This window comes from Qipengyuania citrea, from assembly GCF_009828015.1.
Lineage (GTDB): Bacteria > Pseudomonadota > Alphaproteobacteria > Sphingomonadales > Sphingomonadaceae > Qipengyuania > Qipengyuania citrea.
Genome location: NZ_WTYG01000001.1, coordinates 774,638 through 791,732 on the forward strand (window position 1 = coordinate 774,638; position 17,095 = coordinate 791,732).

The 17,095-nt window shown below is 64.5% G+C and carries 21 protein-coding genes; 10 read left to right on the forward strand and 11 right to left on the reverse strand.

Features of this window, described 5'->3' with window-relative positions:
• The first annotated feature begins 47 nt into the window (after positions 1 to 47).
• The gene (locus GRI55_RS03570; protein ID WP_160766216.1) at positions 48 to 1,880 is read left to right on the forward strand and encodes an AMP-dependent synthetase/ligase; all 1,833 of its coding nucleotides are present in this window, start codon (positions 48 to 50) and stop codon (positions 1,878 to 1,880) included.
• Here GRI55_RS03570 and GRI55_RS03575 read toward each other — a convergent pair.
• The 3 genes from GRI55_RS03575 to GRI55_RS03585 all read right to left on the reverse strand — a co-directional run bounded on the left by GRI55_RS03575 (position 1,877) and on the right by GRI55_RS03585 (position 3,863).
• Complete coding sequence (locus GRI55_RS03575) at positions 1,877 to 2,404, reverse strand: hypothetical protein (RefSeq protein ID WP_160766217.1); 528 nt, start codon at positions 2,402 to 2,404, stop codon at positions 1,877 to 1,879. The genes GRI55_RS03570 and GRI55_RS03575 overlap by 4 nt on opposite strands.
• 72 nt (positions 2,405 to 2,476) lie before the next feature.
• Positions 2,477 to 3,448, reverse strand: coding sequence for a sulfur carrier protein ThiS (thiS, locus tag GRI55_RS03580; RefSeq protein ID WP_160766218.1), 972 nt, complete (start codon positions 3,446 to 3,448; stop codon positions 2,477 to 2,479).
• 10 nt (positions 3,449 to 3,458) lie between these two features.
• Positions 3,459 to 3,863 (reverse strand): MerC domain-containing protein, encoded by a 405-nt coding sequence (locus GRI55_RS03585; protein WP_050601511.1) that lies wholly within the window; start codon positions 3,861 to 3,863, stop codon positions 3,459 to 3,461.
• A 138-nt stretch (positions 3,864 to 4,001) separates the two neighbouring features.
• On the opposite strand from GRI55_RS03585, the gene GRI55_RS03590 reads away from it, so the two are divergent.
• The 4 genes from GRI55_RS03590 (at position 4,002) to rpsI (ending at position 7,056) form a co-directional block, all read left to right on the forward strand.
• Positions 4,002 to 5,030, forward strand: coding sequence for a COX15/CtaA family protein (locus tag GRI55_RS03590; RefSeq protein ID WP_160766219.1), 1,029 nt, complete (start codon positions 4,002 to 4,004; stop codon positions 5,028 to 5,030).
• 127 nt (positions 5,031 to 5,157) lie between these two features.
• The gene (locus GRI55_RS03595) at positions 5,158 to 5,883 is read left to right on the forward strand and encodes a hypothetical protein (RefSeq protein ID WP_160766220.1); all 726 of its coding nucleotides are present in this window, start codon (positions 5,158 to 5,160) and stop codon (positions 5,881 to 5,883) included.
• 169 nt (positions 5,884 to 6,052) lie between these two features.
• Positions 6,053 to 6,532: a 50S ribosomal protein L13 gene (gene rplM, locus GRI55_RS03600; protein ID WP_050601508.1), complete on the forward strand. Its 480-nt coding sequence runs from the start codon at positions 6,053 to 6,055 to the stop codon at positions 6,530 to 6,532.
• On the forward strand, positions 6,532 to 7,056 hold the full coding sequence (rpsI, locus tag GRI55_RS03605; protein ID WP_082835593.1) for a 30S ribosomal protein S9: 525 nt from the start codon (positions 6,532 to 6,534) through the stop codon (positions 7,054 to 7,056). Before rplM ends, rpsI begins: the two co-directional genes overlap by 1 nt.
• A 70-nt stretch (positions 7,057 to 7,126) precedes the next feature.
• Here the strand turns inward: rpsI and GRI55_RS03610 are convergent, their stop codons facing one another.
• The 4 genes from GRI55_RS03610 to GRI55_RS03625 all read right to left on the reverse strand — a co-directional run bounded on the left by GRI55_RS03610 (position 7,127) and on the right by GRI55_RS03625 (position 9,435).
• The gene (locus tag GRI55_RS03610; RefSeq protein ID WP_050601507.1) at positions 7,127 to 7,324 is read right to left on the reverse strand and encodes a hypothetical protein; all 198 of its coding nucleotides are present in this window, start codon (positions 7,322 to 7,324) and stop codon (positions 7,127 to 7,129) included.
• A gap of 101 nt (positions 7,325 to 7,425) precedes the next feature.
• The gene (locus GRI55_RS03615) at positions 7,426 to 8,286 is read right to left on the reverse strand and encodes a metallophosphoesterase family protein (protein ID WP_160766221.1); all 861 of its coding nucleotides are present in this window, start codon (positions 8,284 to 8,286) and stop codon (positions 7,426 to 7,428) included.
• A complete protein-coding gene (locus tag GRI55_RS03620) occupies positions 8,276 to 9,130 on the reverse strand; it encodes an acylglycerol kinase family protein (protein ID WP_050601505.1) in 855 nt (284 codons plus the stop codon). The genes GRI55_RS03615 and GRI55_RS03620 overlap by 11 nt, the downstream gene beginning before the upstream one ends.
• Positions 9,131 to 9,168: 38 nt before the next feature.
• Positions 9,169 to 9,435 carry a hypothetical protein gene (locus GRI55_RS03625; protein WP_160766222.1) on the reverse strand — a complete coding sequence of 89 codons (267 nt, stop codon included), beginning with the start codon at positions 9,433 to 9,435 and terminating at the stop codon, positions 9,169 to 9,171.
• A 195-nt stretch (positions 9,436 to 9,630) separates the two neighbouring features.
• Here GRI55_RS03625 and GRI55_RS03630 point away from each other — a divergent pair, with 195 nt between their 5' ends.
• Positions 9,631 to 9,924, forward strand: a complete 294-nt coding sequence (locus GRI55_RS03630) for a UrcA family protein (protein WP_050601503.1) — start codon at positions 9,631 to 9,633, stop codon at positions 9,922 to 9,924.
• Positions 9,925 to 10,028: 104 nt separating this feature from the next.
• Here the strand turns inward: GRI55_RS03630 and GRI55_RS03635 are convergent, their stop codons facing one another.
• From GRI55_RS03635 to GRI55_RS03645, 3 genes are all read right to left on the reverse strand, one after another.
• Positions 10,029 to 10,778 carry a LytR/AlgR family response regulator transcription factor gene (locus GRI55_RS03635; protein WP_160766223.1) on the reverse strand — a complete coding sequence of 250 codons (750 nt, stop codon included), beginning with the start codon at positions 10,776 to 10,778 and terminating at the stop codon, positions 10,029 to 10,031.
• Positions 10,771 to 11,994, reverse strand: a complete 1,224-nt coding sequence (locus GRI55_RS03640; protein ID WP_307019913.1) for a sensor histidine kinase — start codon at positions 11,992 to 11,994, stop codon at positions 10,771 to 10,773. The genes GRI55_RS03635 and GRI55_RS03640 overlap by 8 nt, the downstream gene beginning before the upstream one ends.
• 78 nt (positions 11,995 to 12,072) lie before the next feature.
• Positions 12,073 to 13,590: a fumarate hydratase gene (locus GRI55_RS03645; protein WP_202392370.1), complete on the reverse strand. Its 1,518-nt coding sequence runs from the start codon at positions 13,588 to 13,590 to the stop codon at positions 12,073 to 12,075.
• Positions 13,591 to 13,750: 160 nt separating this feature from the next.
• Between GRI55_RS03645 and GRI55_RS03650 the strand changes: the two genes are divergently transcribed.
• From GRI55_RS03650 to GRI55_RS03665, 4 genes are read left to right on the forward strand one after another with little or no spacing between them, the layout of a single operon-like run.
• Positions 13,751 to 14,347, forward strand: a complete 597-nt coding sequence (locus tag GRI55_RS03650; protein WP_160766225.1) for a protein-L-isoaspartate O-methyltransferase family protein — start codon at positions 13,751 to 13,753, stop codon at positions 14,345 to 14,347.
• Complete coding sequence (locus tag GRI55_RS03655; protein WP_160766226.1) at positions 14,348 to 15,829, forward strand: TolC family outer membrane protein; 1,482 nt, start codon at positions 14,348 to 14,350, stop codon at positions 15,827 to 15,829.
• Positions 15,830 to 15,882: 53 nt separating this feature from the next.
• On the forward strand, positions 15,883 to 16,356 hold the full coding sequence (locus GRI55_RS03660; RefSeq protein ID WP_160766227.1) for a DUF2497 domain-containing protein: 474 nt from the start codon (positions 15,883 to 15,885) through the stop codon (positions 16,354 to 16,356).
• 16 nt (positions 16,357 to 16,372) lie between these two features.
• Entirely contained in the window at positions 16,373 to 16,750 is a 378-nt protein-coding gene (locus tag GRI55_RS03665) for a (2Fe-2S) ferredoxin domain-containing protein (RefSeq protein ID WP_160766228.1), read from the forward strand.
• Here the strand turns inward: GRI55_RS03665 and GRI55_RS03670 are convergent.
• Entirely contained in the window at positions 16,747 to 17,037 is a 291-nt protein-coding gene (locus GRI55_RS03670) for a hypothetical protein (protein WP_050601496.1), read from the reverse strand. The genes GRI55_RS03665 and GRI55_RS03670 overlap by 4 nt on opposite strands.
• Positions 17,038 to 17,095 lie beyond the last annotated feature (58 nt).

Here is a 17,095-nt window from a genome sequence, read left to right on the forward strand (position 1 = left end):
CTTGCCGTGGACCGGCGGGCGTCCTAAGCCGTGCCCCGAACTGCGTCATGAAGAACACAGCCGTTGAGGAGCCTGCCGTGCTGTCGGAAATAGATTCCGCGAACAATCTCGTCGAACTTTTCCTCAAACGTGCGGATGAAAAGGGCGACCAGCCGTTCCTCGGCGCAAAGCGCGAGGGCGGGTGGCAGGCCATCAGCTGGCGCGAAACGGCCGAAAAGGTTTGCCTGCTCGCCGAAAATCTGCGCGGCCTCGGGCTGAAGGATGGCGACCGCGTATGCCTGGTGTCGGAAAACCGGCCCGAATGGTGCATTGCCGACCTGGCGATCATGGCCGCGGGCTGCGTTACCGTGCCGGCCTACATCACCAATACCGAGCGCGATCACGTGCATATCCTCGACAATTCGGGGGCGCGTGCGGTGATCGTTTCGACCGAGAAACTGCTGCGCCCGCTGCATGGCGCGCTGCAGGCGTCGGGGGTGGCCGAACATGTTATCGGGATCGACGATCTCCATCGCCAGCAATCGGGCAGTTTCGGCTATTACAACTGGGCGACCATGCTCGAAGGCGATCCGGCGGCTGCGCGTGCAGAGGTCGAGAACCGCATCGCGGCAATCGGGCGCGGCGATACAGCCTGCATCATCTACACCAGCGGCACCGGCGGCGCCCCGCGCGGCGTGCGCCAGCACCACGGCGCGATCCTGTGCAACGTGGCGGGTGCCGGCGAAATCCTGATCGATGATTTCGGCATCGACCGCGACGAACGGTTCCTGTCCTTCCTCCCGCTCAGCCATGCCTATGAACACAGCGGCGGGCAGTTCCTGCCGATTGGTGTGGGCGCGCAGATCTATTACGCCGAAGGGCTCGAGAAGCTCGCCAGCAATATCGAGGAAACCCGCCCCACGATCATGGTTGTCGTGCCGCGCCTGTTCGAGGTCTTGCGGACCCGGATCATGAAACAGATCCAGAAGCAGGGTGGCGTCGCCGAAAAGCTGATGAACACCGCGCTCGAAGTTGCCGAGCGCCGCGTGGCGGACGATCCCAAGTTCGGAGACGGGCTCAAGGACATGGCGGTCGGCCGCTTGCTGAGGCCTAAGATCCGCCAGCGCTTCGGCGGAAGGATCAAGGCCATGGTGTCGGGCGGCGCTCCGCTCAACCCCGAAGTCGGCGTCTTCTTCGAAGCAATGGGTCTGACCGTGCTGCAGGGGTACGGGCAGACCGAAGCCGGCCCCGTCATCAGTTGCAACCGCCCCGCGGCGGGCATTGCGATGGACACGGTTGGGCCGGCCATGCGCGGTGTGGAAACGCGCATCGCCGACGATGGTGAAATCCTCGTCCGCGGCGAGCTGGTAATGCACGGCTATTGGCAGAACGACGCCGAGACCGAGCGCACCATCAAGGATGGCTGGCTGCACACCGGCGACATCGGTCATATCGACGACAGGGGCCGGATCGTGATTACCGATCGCAAGAAGGACATGATCGTCAACGACAAGGGCGACAATATCGCCCCACAGAAGGTCGAAGGCATGCTGACGCTGCAGCCCGAGATCGGGCAAGCGATGGTGGTCGGCGACAAGAAGCCCTATGTCGTCGGGCTCATCGTTCCCGATGCTGAATGGACGCTCGAATGGTGCCGTGCGCAGGGCAAGCAGTTCGACTGCAAGCAGCTGCAGGAACTGCCCGAATACCGCAATGCGGTGCGCGCTGCGGTCGACCGGGTGAACAAGGACCTGTCAGTCGTTGAGAAGGTGCGGCAGTTCTCCTTCGCCGATGAACCGTTCACGATCGAGAACGAGGAGATGACTCCCTCGATGAAAATCCGCCGGCACAAGATCAGGGACCGTTACGGCGAACGGCTGGAAAAACATTACCGCAGCTAGGCGGCGGCTTCCTCGATATATTCGGGATAGAAACTGGGCGCGCGGTCGCTCCATCGCGGCGCAGTAGCGGCGGCCTCGCTGAGCGATTGGAGCAGCATCTTTCGCCGTTCGGGCCGGATCTGCGGCAGCGCCGCTGCTGCACAGAACGCGCTGGGTAGCCAAGGCCGCGCAGCCGCGGACACCAGCCGCTCGTAAAGAAAGCGGAAGGCGGAAAAACAGTCGATCCGCTCCTGCGCAAGATCGAACGCGGCGACCCGGGTGAGCTTGCCCAGGAACCCTTCGATGCTGTCGAACCCCGATTCGACGGGCAGCGACTGACGCAGCGCGGCGAGTTCGCGATAGGCGACATACTGGCTGCGTATCGCGGCGTTTTCGCCCGGGTCGCGGCCCCACACGCGAAAGGCGTCGCAGCGGCCGAGGCCGATATCGAGGCTGCGGCGGATGTAGCGCTGTTCGGCAGCGGTGAAGCCGGCGAACTCGCGCAGTTCGGCGATCGTCGGCGATGCAGTTTGCGTAGTGGCCATCACGGCACTCCCCTGTTGCCCAGCGAGTGTGTCCAAAGATGGTTAAGAAGCCGTAAGCGCGCAGTCCGTGCGTCAGATAAGGCCTGCCAGCGGGCTCGAGGGATCCGCATATTTGCGGGTCGCCATGCGCCCGGCAAGATAGGCATCGCGGCCAGCGGCAACCGCCAGTTTCATTGCCCGCGCCATGCGGATCGGATCCTTGGCCTCGGCAATGGCGGTGTTCATCAGCACCCCGTCGCAGCCCAATTCCATAGCCACGGCCGCGTCCGATGCCGTGCCCACGCCGGCATCGACCAGCACCGGAACGTTGGCGCCTTCCTTGATCAGGCGGATCGTTACCCGGTTCTGGATGCCCAGCCCCGACCCGATCGGAGCGCCCAGAGGCATCACTGCCACCGCACCTGCATCCTCGAGCTGCTTGGCCGCGATCGGGTCGTCGGCGCAATAGACCATCGGCAGGAAGCCCTCCTTGGCGAGCGTTTCGGTCGCCACCAGCGTTTCGCGCATGTCGGGATACAGGGTGCGCGCTTCGCCGAGCACTTCCAGCTTGACCAGATCCCAGCCGCCGGCTTCGCGCGCCAACCGCAGGGTGCGGACCGCTTCCTCGCCGGTGAAGCAGCCGGCGGTGTTGGGCAGATAGGTCACTTTCTTCGGATCGATGTAATCGGTCAGCATCGGGGCCTTGGGATCGCTGACATTGACCCGGCGGACCGCCACGGTGACGATTTCGGCCCCCGATGCCTCGAGCGCCGCGGCGTTCTGTTCAAAATCCGCGTATTTGCCCGTTCCGACGATCAGCCGGCTCGAGAAACGCCGCCCGGCGACGCTCCAGCTGTCGTCGTCCTGTCCGCCGCCGACGAAATGGACGATTTCCAGCGTGTCACCATCGGCGATCCCGATGGCGGCAAGTTCGCTGCGCGGCGCGATCGTGCCATTGCGCTCGACTGCGATCTTGGCGGGATCGAGGTCGAGTTCGCGAACCAGTTCGGCGATGGTGGAAGCGGCGGTACGGCGGGTATCGCCATTGACGGTCAGGGAGATCATGCGCCCCGACTTAGTCGCCGCAGCGCTCCTTGCAAGCGGGGGAATGGACATGGCGCAAGTTGAGCACATGGCCGAGCGATACCAGCGCCACGCCGATAATCGTCAGCACGGCTTCCTTGTAGCCATGCGGTACGGCCAGCGCGCCGCCCATGAAGGTCAGCCCGGTCATGGCAATGACGAACGGCATCGCCATGCGGTGCCGCAACGCGCCCCAGCCGATCGCCACCGCGGCGATCACGGTCGCGAGCAGCAGGCCGACGCGGTGGAATTCGGGCGCGAGCAGGAATTCGCCGCCAAGCCCGAGGCCCGATACCAGCAGGATCGAAAGCACACAGTGGATCGCGCAGGCACCCGACAGGAAGATACCCGCACGGTCGAGCCTGCGACGAATCGGCAAGGTGGCACGCTGGAACATGTTGTGGCAGCTATGTGATGTTGTATCTTATTACAAGCGAAACCGCGCAAGCACGGCGCTTGCGTACTTGCAGCGAGCTGTGTGGCGCTTGCCCGTTTTGCACTTGCGCCCCGGAGTGTCGCAAATCACAGACGCCATATGTCGAATTCTAGCAAACCCACGCGTCCTGCCGCGCTTGCCAACTGGCTGATGATCGTCGCTTTCCTCGTCGTCCTGATGGTGGCGGTGGGGGGGATAACCCGTCTGACCGAAAGCGGGCTGTCGATCACGCAATGGAAACCGATAACGGGCGCCATCCCGCCGCTCTCCGAGGCGGCCTGGCAGGCCGAGTTCGCGCTCTATCAGACCACCGGCGAATATCAGACGGTCACCGGGCCAGCCGGGATGGACCTTGCGGCATTCAAGTTCATCTTCTTCTGGGAATGGTTCCATCGGCTGCTCGGCCGGCTGATTGGCCTGGCATTCGCGGTCCCGCTCGCGTGGTTCTGGATCCGCGGCGCCATTCCGCAGGGTTACAAGGGCCGGCTGGTCGCGCTGCTGGCCCTCGGCGGGCTGCAGGGCGTTTTCGGCTGGTTCATGGTTCGCAGCGGCCTGGCGGGGACGATGACCGATGTAAGCCACTTCTGGCTTTCGATCCACTTGCTTACCGCGCTGTTCACCCTTGGCGGACTGATCTGGACGGCGCTGGACCTGCGGCAGCTGGCGACCGGCGCTTCGCGGCCCGCACGCTGGACCGGTATCGCCAGCTGGGTGGGCGCGATCCTGTTCGTCCAGCTGCTGCTGGGGGCCTGGGTTGCCGGACTCAACGCCGGTCTGGCATCCGATACCTGGCCGCTTATGCAAGGACAGCTTGTCCCGGAATACGACCGGTCGCGCGGCCTTGCCTGGGCCGTGACGCACGACCCGTTCCTGCTTCACTTCCTCCATCGGTGGTGGGCCTGGATTGCAGTCATTGCGCTGGTGGTGATGGCGCGGCGCGTCAAACCGCTCGTGCGGCAGGCTTCGGTTGCAATCCATACCGCCTTCGGCATCCAGATCTTGCTCGGCGTTGCCACCGTATGGACTGGCGTAGCGCTATGGGTTGCTGTGGCGCACCAGGTCGTGGGTGCGCTTTTGGTCGCCAGCTTTGCCTGGGGCGCGCATATTCTGGGTCGGCGCACCGCATAGTCGCAGCGCGAGCGCACAGCGCTTGCGCTCGTGAGATCCATTCGCAATAACAAGGAAATCACGCGCCGCTGCGGGGGCTACGGCGCGTGACCCCGGGCATGCCCGGGTGCTATGCGAAGGGGGCGGGATGACCACAGGCAACAGACGCGCATTTCTTGGGCAGCTCGGCATGGCCGCTGCCATCGCCGCTTCGGGCCTGCCGATATCGGCCATCGCACAAACCGGCGCTATCATCGTCCCGTCGGGGCCTTTCCGGTTGCAGCGCGAGCTCGAACGCGGACTGAAAGGCGGGCAGGCAGTGCGCGTGATCCGCGAATGGGATGGCCGCTTCCTGGAGGACCGCAACGGCTTAAAGGCGATCGGCGAACAGGTTTCGTGCGTCGTCTCGGCCCCTGCCGTTCTCGAACCGATCGCCGAGATCGAACGCAATCGTCAGGATGCGGGACCCTTCCCCGCGCAGATCGACCGGCAGGGCCGGATCATCAAAGCCGGGCGGGCAGGCGGCGGCGCAGATGCCGCTGCCGCGGTTTCAGCCGCGATATCGATCCTCGAGCAGACGGGCCGATCACCGGGCGAGCTCGAGGATGCCAAGAGGTACCTCAACCGCCTTGCGCGATCGGCCGATACGGTCTTTGCCGATCCGCCGCCCGACCTGTTCTTTCCCAGACCGGGACGGGCCACGGACCGGCGCGCTCTCGCGCTGCCCGACGCGCTCACGGGTGAAGTGCGCGTGACGCTGGAAGCGACCGCGCGCGCCGACGGCCTGCTAGACCGGTTCGAACGGCGCATCGTCACCCGGATCGGCGATGACGTGCGGCCGTCGCACGAAATCTGGACGCTGCGGCTCCTCTGAATAGCGTACGGTGCTATTTTACCTCCCGCGAGACACGCGGAAACGCTTGACTGAAAGGCGATCAGGCGCCATTTGGCGCGCGCTTCGCGAGTTCGCTCGTTCGGATTCGCCGATTGACGCCGCCGCCTTTCTCAAGGCGCGGCACGAACACTAAGAACGGAAATCAGCCATGAAGGCTCTTACGAAGATCACCCGGTCGATCAAACCGGCCGAGGTCGAAAAGAAGTGGCACATCATCGACGCCGAAGGTCTCGTCGTCGGCCGTGTCGCGGCGATCATCGCCAACCATCTGCGCGGCAAGCACAAGCCGAGCTACACCCCGCATGTCGATTGCGGCGACCACGTCGTCGTGATCAATGCCGACAAGGTGAAGTTCACCGGCAAGAAGCTCACCGACAAGATCTATTACAAGCACACCGGTCACCCGGGCGGCATTAAGGAAACCACTCCGGCGAAGGTGCTGGAAGGCAAGTTTCCCGAGCGCGTGCTCGAAAAGGCTGTCGAGCGCATGATTCCGCGCGGCCCGCTCGGCCGTGCGCAGATGCGCGCGCTGCACGTATTCGCCGGCACCGAGCATCCCTATGACGGCCAGAAGCCCGAAAAGCTCGACGTTGCCTCGATGAACCGCAAGAACAAGGTTGTCGCATAATGGCCGACGAAACCAAGAACGAAACCGTCTCGGATCTCGCCGATCTGAAGGACATCGCCGGCAACGCTCCCGAAGGTGACGCGGCGCAGATCGCCGAAACCGCCCAGGTTCCGCTGCGCGAGCAGGAACTGGACAAGGAAGGCCGTGCCTACGCCACCGGTCGCCGTAAGGACGCCACCGCCCGCGTCTGGCTCAAGCCGGGCAGCGGCAAGGTCATCATCAACGGCAAGGACCAGGAAGTGTATTTCGCACGTCCGACGCTGCGCCTGATCATCGACCAGCCCTTCACCATCACCGACCGTCAGGGTCAGTACGACGTCATCGCCACCGTGCGCGGCGGCGGTCTGTCGGGCCAGGCCGGCGCGGTGAAGCACGGCATTTCGCAGGCGCTCACCAAATACGAGCCCGCGCTGCGCAGCACCGTCAAGGCGGCAGGCTTCCTGACCCGCGACAGCCGCGTGGTCGAGCGTAAGAAGTACGGCCGCGCCAAGGCCCGCCGTAGCTTCCAGTTCTCGAAGCGCTAAGCTTACCCGATCTTATCGATCACCGAGTGGGGCGGTTCCGGAAGGAGCCGCCTCTTTCGTATGTGCAGCGCTAGCGCTGCAGCGTCATGATTCCCCAGGCCAGCCCGGTTCCCGCGAGGAACAATGGCCACGACCACCAGAAGTCGAACTGGTAGATTTCCGCGCGAAAGATGGCGAGCTGGCCGCCCTTCGACCCTTGCGAGCCGATCAGCAGCGCGACCACGAAAGTCAGTATCGCGCCAAGCGGCAATGCCTTTACCAGTTCCATCGCTTTCCCCTGTCCTGCAGCAAGTAGACGCGGTGCCTATGCAACAGGGGTTGCCGGTCCGGTTCCGGATTGGCTTAGCGGGGCTGGTTAACGCGCCTGGCTCAGTGGACGGGGGGATCCACCCTCGGGACCTGGCGCACCGGGGCCACGGGTTCGCCCTCGCTGCGCGGCGGGAGGGCATTCTCGGGGACATCGTCGATCTGCATGTCGCGCGTATCGACCTGCTGGAGATTGCGCACGCAGACGGTCAGCTTGCGGCCGTCCCATTCGATTTCGTTGAAGCTGGGCGGCGTGGAGCGAGTGCGCTGCGACAGCGTTCCCGCACCGATCATCCGCACCGGCCCTTCGCTCGTATCCTCCATGATGTCGAAAGCATCATGGACATGGCCTGAAAGAACAGCGGTTACATTGCGCTTGGCCAATTCGCGCAGCGCAAGGTCGCCGTGCTTCGTCAGAGCGGTCCCCTGGGTCCCGACTTCGCGCAATGGATGGTGGACCGCGACCAGCGCCTGGATCCCTTTCGGCAGCGCGTCGAGGGCGGTCAGGCAACGATCGAGCGCGCGCTGGCTCACCCATCCTTTCGACCAGTTGAGCCGAGGCTGCATGCGCACCGCAGTCTTCAGCGGGACGATCGCCAGCGCGCCGAGATCGAGCTCCCGTTCGACCTTCTCCTTCATCCCGCGAAACCGCTCGTAAGGGGAGAAGAAGCGTTCGATCAGGTTGAAATATGGCATGTCGTGATTGCCCACCTCGACAGTCACCGGCGCGTCGAGCGAATTGATCCACTGCGTCGCGGCAGCAAACTCGCGGTGACGCGCGCGCATCGTCAGATCGCCGGTAATTGCCACGGCATCGGGCTGTTTCTCGGCAATCTCCTGCTTCACCCAATCGAGCGCCCGGGTGTTTTCGAGGCCGAAATGGATGTCGGAGAGGTGGAATATCCGCCGCGTGTCAGTAGCCATGGGCGGTCGCTAGCAGATCGACGGGGCACTCAGCCACCGAGAATTCGGCCCGCGGACCGAGGCTGGCCGGTTCGCCATCGATCAGCAATTGCAGCGGTTCGGCCGCGCAGTTTTCGATGGTCAGACAGTCGAGCAGGCCCAGCCGCTCGTGCGGACCTTCCCGGAACCGCCGGCGCAGGACGGCAAAGCTTTGCTGCAGGAATTCGGCGGCATTCTCGAGCAGGAAACCGTCTACCTGCAACCCGCGGTGACTGGGGGTGAGTTCGATAAGCGGATATCCGTTCTGGTCGCCGATTGCCGGATCGGCCATCCGTACCCGGGATCCACCGGTGGTTTCGGCTAGCGCTTCGCCGGCGCCCTGCGCCAGGCCGGCGACATCGAAATCGCGCATGGCTTCACGTACCCCGGCCCAGGCCGTACCGGGCCCGACCAGCAGGCCCGCATGCGCACGCCCGGCCGCGCAGGCAGCCATAGCGGGACGGACCGGACGGAAGGCCCCGCGGGCGATCCGCTCCAGAATGGCATCGCAGGGCGTGTCTTCGCCATGCAGGCGGCCGCTCAACAGGTTCATCGTCCCGCCGGGAAGGACCAGCACGGCCCCGGCCCAACCGGACACTGCGTCGATCACTGCATTCAGCGTGCCGTCACCGGTAAACACGATGAGCTGCGAAACCCCGGCGGCTTCCAGATCGCTGCGCGTGGGAAGCTCCTGCGCGGGAAATTCGATGGTTCGCGTCACACCTAGCCCATGCCTGGCCAGCGAGGCTTCCAGCTCGCGGAGCGCGGCTTCGCTGTTGCTGCCGCTGCGCTCGTTCACGACCAGCCAGGATGCGGAAGGGCTCATGCCGACCAAGCGCCGGACACGGCCTGCGGTTCCCGCTGTCAGATGCGGTGGTTGAGCAGCAACCAGGCGGTAACGCCATTGAGAACGCTGTAGAATGCATAGATCCACGAAGCGGCGGGCCAGTCGTGCGCGGCCAGCAGCATTGCCAGCAGCAGGATCAGGAACTCGAGCGCGAGCGAAATCCGACCGCCACCCGCGCGGAAAGCCGCGGGCAGGCTGTCCAGAACGGGGTGATTCGACTCGAGCATCGCCTTGTGCATGGCAAAATTGGCCATTCCCAGCACGAAGAGGATCCCGAGCAGCATGCGACGAGCGTCTTACCCCTGTCGTATGCCGATTGCCAAATGCCATTGGTCGGGCCGACTGCGCACCCGGTCCAATCACACCGCCGCCCGTCGAGGGGCGCGTGCGATTACTGGTGTAGCCGTGCAATACAGTTCGTGCAGCGAGCCTCTCCCCCTCTATTGATCGGGGCTCGCTGCAGACCTGGAGATGGAACCATGAAAACGCTTTTCGCAACGCTCGCCGCCGCCGGTCTGGCGCTGTCCGCAACCGCCGCTCAGGCCGAGTCCGTGCGTGTCACCTATAGCGACCTCAACCTCGCGAGCCCCGAGGGCCAGAAGCAGCTCTCGCAGCGCATCGACCGCGCTGCCCGCAATGTCTGCGGCCACACCCGCGGTGGCACGCGTAATCTTCAGCTCGACCGGGCGACCCGGGCCTGTTTCGAAAAGGCGAAGGCAGACGCGGGGGCGCAATTCGCTTCCCTCGTAAGCGACCACGCCTTGGGCGGCTGATACCCCAAGTTCGCCCACCTTTGAGCCCCGGCCGGATGCAGTCCCCCGGCCGGGGTTCTTTTCGCGCCAGCTGTATGTCGGCAGCCAGATGCGCTGCGATGAACCTACCGGCCCGCCATGGCCTTCACCTTGGGCAGGTAGGTCCGCCCGATACGCAAGGCTTCTCCCGCGTCCAGTTCGACCGACCACACGCCGAGCCCATCGTGGCGCAGGCCAGTGATGCGGTCCTTGCGCAGGATCGTCGAGCGGTGAATCCGGATGAACTTCGCCGGGTCCAGCCGCTCCTCGAGGCCGGCGATCGTCTGCAGGAGTAAATAGGTGCGCGCCGCATCGCCTTCGCCGACATGAAGGCGGACGTAATCGCGTTCGGCATCGATTCGCCCGACTTCCGAAGTCGCAATGCGGATGAGCTCGCTGCGATGCGGGATCCACAATTCTTCGAGCCATTCGCTGTCGCTGCGTTCGGCATCGCCGCGCCGCGCCAGTGCGCGGGCCACGGCGCGTTCCAGCCGTTCGGGCTTGACCGGCTTGAGCACGTAATCGACCGCTTCGAGATCGAAAGCCTCGACCGCATAATTGTCATGCGCGGTGACGAATACGATCGCTGGCCGGTGCGCTTCCCTGGTCAGCGCCTTGGCCACCGAGATTCCGTCCACCTCGGGCATGGTCATGTCGAGCAGCACCAGATCGGGCTCGAGCGCCCCGATCAGGCGCAGCGCCTGCGCCCCGTCGCTGGCGGTGCCGACCACTTGCAACGCGTCGATCTTGGCGCAGATAACCTGCATCCGTTCGACCGCCAGCGGTTCGTCATCGACGATAAGCGTGCGCAGTTTGTCGTCGGATTCGTCAGCCATGTTTCACCATCGGTATCCTCAGCTCGGTTTCGTATCCGGTCAGCGATGGTCCGGACACGATCGTGGCAGCATTCCCGAACCGGGCCTCGATCCGGTCCCGCACATTGGCAAGGCCGATACCGAAGCCGTGATGGCCGGCGGTGCCGGGTCCGTCGTCGCTGACGGTGAGCACCAGGCGACCGTATTCCTCGCGCGCCGCAATCGTGATCGTTACGGGCCGGCTCGAGGCCGAGACGCCGTATTTGACCGAATTTTCCACCAGCGGCTGCAGGATCATCCCCGGGACCTTGAACCGGGCGAGGTCGGCAGGAAGGTCGACCTTCACCTTCAGCCGTTCCGGGAAGCGCACCGTCTCGATTTCGAGATAATGTTGCTGCAGGTCGATCTCATCCTCGAGGCTGACGTCGCCGGTCGAATCGTCGGCCAGGCTATGGCGGTAGAAGCGCGAGATCGTCTGGATCATCTGTTCGGCCCGGTCGGTCTTGCCGGTCATCACGAGGGCCGACAGCGAATTGAGCGTATTGAACAGGAAATGCGGATTCACCTGATAGCGTAGCGAGCGCAGTTCGGCGGCCTTGGCCGCGGTCCGGAAGCGTTCGCCGCGGCGCTCCGCCGCCCGGGCCTGCGCGCCGGCGAGCAGGGCGAGGAACAGCGCCGCCCAGGCAAGCAACAGGAAGTAGCGCCCGATCGCCAGATCGAAGGTCATCTTCCACTGGTCGAGCGATGTCGGTGCAGGGGCAATCAGGACGCTTTGCGGAACCGCTTCCTCGGCCTGGTCGACGTCCTCGCCGATCTGCGCGCGGGGCAGATCGATCAGCAGATTGCCGGCATCGTCGCGGCGCAGCGCAATCCCGCGCTCCTTGCCCATCTGCTGTTCGACCTTCGCCTCGATCGAATCGAAGATCCAGCGATTTGCCTGCGCGATCATCATCGCCCCCGGCATCGCGGCGATCAGCGCGACGGCGATCTTGATCCCGAGGGCGCGGTTCTCGACGACCCGCAGGACGAGCCACAGGAGACCGGTCACCGCCACCCCGATCGCACAGACGAGTGCACGGCGCCAGAGCAGCTCATCCTGGAAGTCCAGCCCGACCACCACGCTGCGCAGCGTGATGAGCAGGAAATAGCACAGCCACACCCCGACCATGGAGGCAAAGACCACCCTGCCGGAAAGGCGTTCGTCTTCGGGATTCACCTGGCGTTCATCGATTGGCACCGTTGCGATGTGCCCCTTTGCGTCCTTGGATGCCAGCGCGGCGGTCGAACGGACTGCGCCGTTGGTCGACCAGCTGAGCTATTCGGCGGGCTCGAACTCGCCCGCCGCAATTCGCTGGCGCCACTCGGCGGGGGCGAGCGTGTGGACATTGTTGCCCGCCGCATCGACCGCCACGGTAACGGGCATGTCCTGCACTTCGAATTCGTAGATCGCTTCCATCCCCAGATCCTCGAAAGCCACCACTTCGGCGCCCTTGATCGCGCGGCTGACCAAATAGGCCGCGCCGCCGGTAGCCATGAGGTAGGCGACCTTGAACCGGCTGATCACATTGACCGCATCATGGCCGCGTTCCGCCTTCCCGATCATGGCGAGCAGCCCGAGGTCGAGCATCATTTCGGTGAACTTGTCCATCCGGGTCGCCGTGGTCGGGCCGGCCGGCCCCACGACTTCGCCCATCACCGGGTCGACCGGGCCGACGTAATAGATCGCGCGGCCCTTGAACTCGACCGGCAGCTCTTCGCCCGCCTCGAGCATGTCGTTGATCCGCTTGTGTGCCGCATCGCGCCCGGTCAGCATCTTGCCCGACAGCAGCAGGCGGTCGCCGTGGTTCCAGCTGGCGACCTCTTCGGCGGTCAGCGCGTTGAGATCGACTCTCTTGGCCGCGCTGTCGGGCTGCCAGGTAACTTGCGGATAATCGTCGAGGCTGGGCGGTTCGAGATAGGCCGGACCCGAACCGTCGAGCGTGAAATGCGCGTGGCGCGTGGCAGCGCAGTTGGGAATCATCGCCACGGGCTTGCCGGCGGCATGGCAGGGCGCATCGAGTATTTTCACGTCGAGGACCGTCGCCAGTCCGCCAAGGCCCTGCGCACCGACGCCCATGGCATTGACCGCATCGAAGATATCGATGCGCAATTGCTCGATATCGTTCTGCGCGCCGCGCTGCTTGAGCTGGCCCATGTCGATCGGATCCATCAGGCTCTGCTTCGCCAGCTTCACGCAATGCTCCGCCGTGCCACCGATCCCGATGCCCAGCATCCCCGGGGGGCACCAGCCCGCGCCCATCGAGGGAATCTGTTCGATCACCCAGTCGACGATATTGTCGCTCGGGTTCATCATCTTGAACTTGGACTTGTTCTCGCTGCCGCCGCCCTTGGCCGCGACGTCGATCTCGACCCGGTTCCCCGGGACCATTTCGACCGACAGGACGCAGGGCGTGTTGTCGCGCGTGTTGCGCCGGGTGAAGGCGGGATCGGCAAGGATCGAGGCGCGCAGCTTGTTGTCGGGATGGTTGTAGGCGCGGCGCACGCCCTCATCGACGACTTCCTGCAACGATTGCGTGCTGTCGAGACGGCAGTTCTGTCCCCATTTGACGAACACGTTGACGATTCCGGTGTCCTGGCACAGCGGGCGATGGCCTTCGGCGCACATGCGGCTGTTGGTCAGGATCTGCGCGATAGCATCCTTCGCCGCCGGACCCTTCTCGGCCTCGTAGGCTTCGCCGAGCGCGCGGATGTAATCCATCGGATGGTAGTAAGAAATGTACTGGAGCGCGTCCGCCACGCTCTCGATTACGTCGTTTTCCGTGATGACGGTCATGTCGCTCATCGCCGCAAATTCCCATGTTGCAGATTTGCGCTCCCCGATAGGCGCGTTAGCCGCCATCGGTCAAAGCGCTTGGCCACACCCGGCCATACGCCTAAGGCAACCGGAGCTTGCATAAGCGTGTTATTGATGTAATACAGCTCGCGGAACAACCATGACCCTGACTACGACCCGCCCCGACTATGCTGCCGCCCGCAAGGCGATGATCGACAGCCAGCTGCGCACCAGCGGTGTGAACGATACCTTCGTTCTCGAACGCATGGGAACGCTCCCGCGCGAGGACTTCGTCCCCGAAGGCTCGAAGGCAACCGCCTACATGGACCGCGCCATCCGGCTGGCCGACGGCGGTTTCCTGCCCGCGCCGCTGTTCCATGGCGCGATCCTGGCCGAGGCGCAGCCCACGTCCGCGGACAAGGTGCTCGTCATCGATGCGGGCAGCGGCTATCTCGCGGCGTTGGTCGAACCTCTGGTCGGCACTCTCGATACGATCGCCCCGGACAAGGCTGCCAATGGCAGCAAGCGCGGCGATTACTCGCTGGTCCTGGTCGACGGGGCAATCGAACACGTCCCGCCGGCGCTCGCCAAACTGGTCGCCGAAAACGGCCGGATCGTTACCGGCATGGTCGATCGGGGCGTTACCCGCCTTGCCACCGGCCGCAAATCGGGCAAGGCGCTGGCGCTGCTGCCGCTTGCCGAAATGGGTATCCCGCGGCTCGGCGCATTCGACCGGCCGCAAAGCTGGAGCTTCTGAATGCGTCGTGGAGGGGTAGCATATTTCCTGGTCTCGGGAGCCAGCGGGATCGCGCTGGCGCAGGCCGCTCCGGCGCACGCCGATACGCTGCAGGAAGCGCTCACCGAAGCCTATCTCAACAACCCTTCGCTGCTCGCCGCGCGCGCCAACCAGCGCGCGACCGATGAAAACGTCCAGATCCAGGAAGCGCCCGGTATCCCCGGCGTAAGCGCGTCCGGAAACTACATCGAATTCATCAAGAACTCGCCCAACAGCTTTACCGCACCCGATCGCCGATTGCAGGTCGGGCCGGAACTGACCGTGCCGGTCTATTCGGGCGGTGCGATCAGGAATGCGGTAAAGGCTGCCCAAGAACGTGTGGCCGCAGGGCAAGCAGAGCTGCGCGCCACTGAAAGCGCGATCTTCAGCCAGGTTGTCGCAGCCTACATGGATGTCCTGCGCACGCAGGCGCTGGTGGCGCTGTCGCGCAACCAGGTCGAATTCCTCACGGTCAATCTGCAGGCCACCAGCGACCGGTTCGAGATCGGCGATCTGACGCGGACCGACGTCGCACAATCGCAGTCGCGACTGGCGCTGGCCCGCGGCGACTACAGGAACGCGCAGGCCAACCTCATCAACGCGCGCGAAACCTATATCGAGCTGGTCGGCGAAGCGCCCGACGACCTCCAGCCGCCGCCGCCGCTGCCCAACCTGCCCAGCGATGTGGCTACGGCGGTCGATATCGCCCTGTCGAACAACCCCGACCTGATCGCCGCGAAAGAACGCGCCGATGCCGCCGGCTTCGACAGCGAGGTTGCAGGAGCAGGCCGGTTGCCGCGCGTCTCGCTCTTCGCCGGGGCGAACTACACCGACTATTTCAATACGCTGGCCAGCGGCGCCACCAACGTCGTCCAGGAAGAAACCACGGCCAATGCCGGGGTCAATTTCAGCATTCCGATCTTCCAGGGCGGCTTGCCAGCGGCGCGTCAGCGCCAGGCGCAGGCCCGCGAAACCGCGGCGCTGGAACAGGTGATCGCCGCAGAACGCAACACCATCGCGCAGGTTCGTGCAGCCTGGTCGAGCTGGCAGGCTTCGCTCGCAGTGATCGAAAGCAGCCAGGTGGCGGTCGAAGCCGCAGCGCTCAGCCTCGAGGGTGTCCGCGCAGAGAACTCGATCGGCAGCCGCCAGATCCTCGACGTGCTCAATGCAGAACAGGAACTGCTCAGCGCACAGGCGCAATTGGTGACCGCACGGCGCAACGCCTATGTCGCGGGCTTCAGCCTCCTGGCCGCCATGGGCCGGGCCGAAGCGCGCGATCTCGGCTTCCTCGATGAAGGCGTGCTCTACGATCCGCTGCAGAATTACGAGCGGGTCAAGGGCAGGGTATGGGACTGGGGCCGCGATCCGGAACCCGAATCGAGCGCCAGCCGGACGGTCGATATCGCCGCTCCCGATGCGTCGGTTCCGTCAGAGGATGAAACCGGAACCGAATCCGGCTATTGAGCGCTGTATCGAATCGGGACCGCACCGATTCGCCGACAGGGGCTTGGAACACGATGCAGCAACAGGACGAACCTTCGGTCGAAGAAATCCTCGACTCGATCAAGAAGGTGATTGCACGCGATAATCGCGAAGGGGCGATTCTCGATCGGCGCCGGCGCACCGCCAGCACCTTGCGCGAAGCCCATGCCGAACCCGCCGGCCCCGAAGAGGCGGAAGAGGTGCTCGAACTGGCAGAAGAAGTCGCGCTCGACGATGATTCGGAAAGCGACGATTGCGCGGCCGAAGCCGATGCGTTGACGCGGGGCGACACGCGCGAAGCGATGCGCCAGAATTTCGCTGCACTTGCGATGCTTTCGCAGCCGGGCAGGGAACCGCAGATCGTGCGATCGGGTGAAACCTCGCTCGAGGGCCTAACCCGCGAGATGCTGCGCCCGATGCTGGCGCAATGGCTCGACGACAACCTCCCCGCAATGGTCGAGGAACTGGTCAAGGCCGAGATCGCGCGCATTGCTGGCAAGCGCAGCTAGGCTTCCCGCACAGCATTTGACCGCGACATCGAAATCCCTGCGCAAGGCCGAAAAAGCGCTGGCCAAGATCGGCGGCGCGCGTGCGCAGCGGCACATTTTCCTGTGTTCGATCTCGGAAAAGCAGAAATGCTGCAGCCGTGACGAAGGCAAGGAAGCCTGGAGCTATCTCAAGAAGCGCATGAAGCAGCTGGGGCTGGCCGGGCGCGAAGGCACCGTGCAGCGGACCAAGGCCGACTGCCTGCAGGTCTGCGAAGCGGGGCCGATCGCGGTCGTCTGGCCCGATAACGTCTGGTACCATTCGTGCCGGCCCGAGGTGCTCGAGCAGATCATCCAGCAGCACCTGATCGCCGGTGAGCCGGTGGCGCAATACCGGCTCGAGCCGGCGGCGGACTAATCGTCCTTGCGCAGCGGGTCTTCGACCGATTCGTCGTGCCCGGTTCCCGAAGACAGGAACACCAGACCCATCAGCGCGCTCGTCAGCAGCATGGTGAAACCGATGCCCAGCGCTACCGCGATGTAGAAATGTACCGACACTTCCTCTTCGCCGAACTTGAAGAGCAGCGCCATCGCAATTGCCACGATCCCGACTGTCAGCAACAGCATGAAGCGCATGATCCGGCGATAACGGGCCCACGCGAAGGCGGCGTTCTGCGGGTCGTCGAGCGGGCTCTTTTTGGTCATCGCAGATGCAAATGGCGGGTTTGGGCCGCGGTTTCAATCGCTGCGCCGGACCCGATTC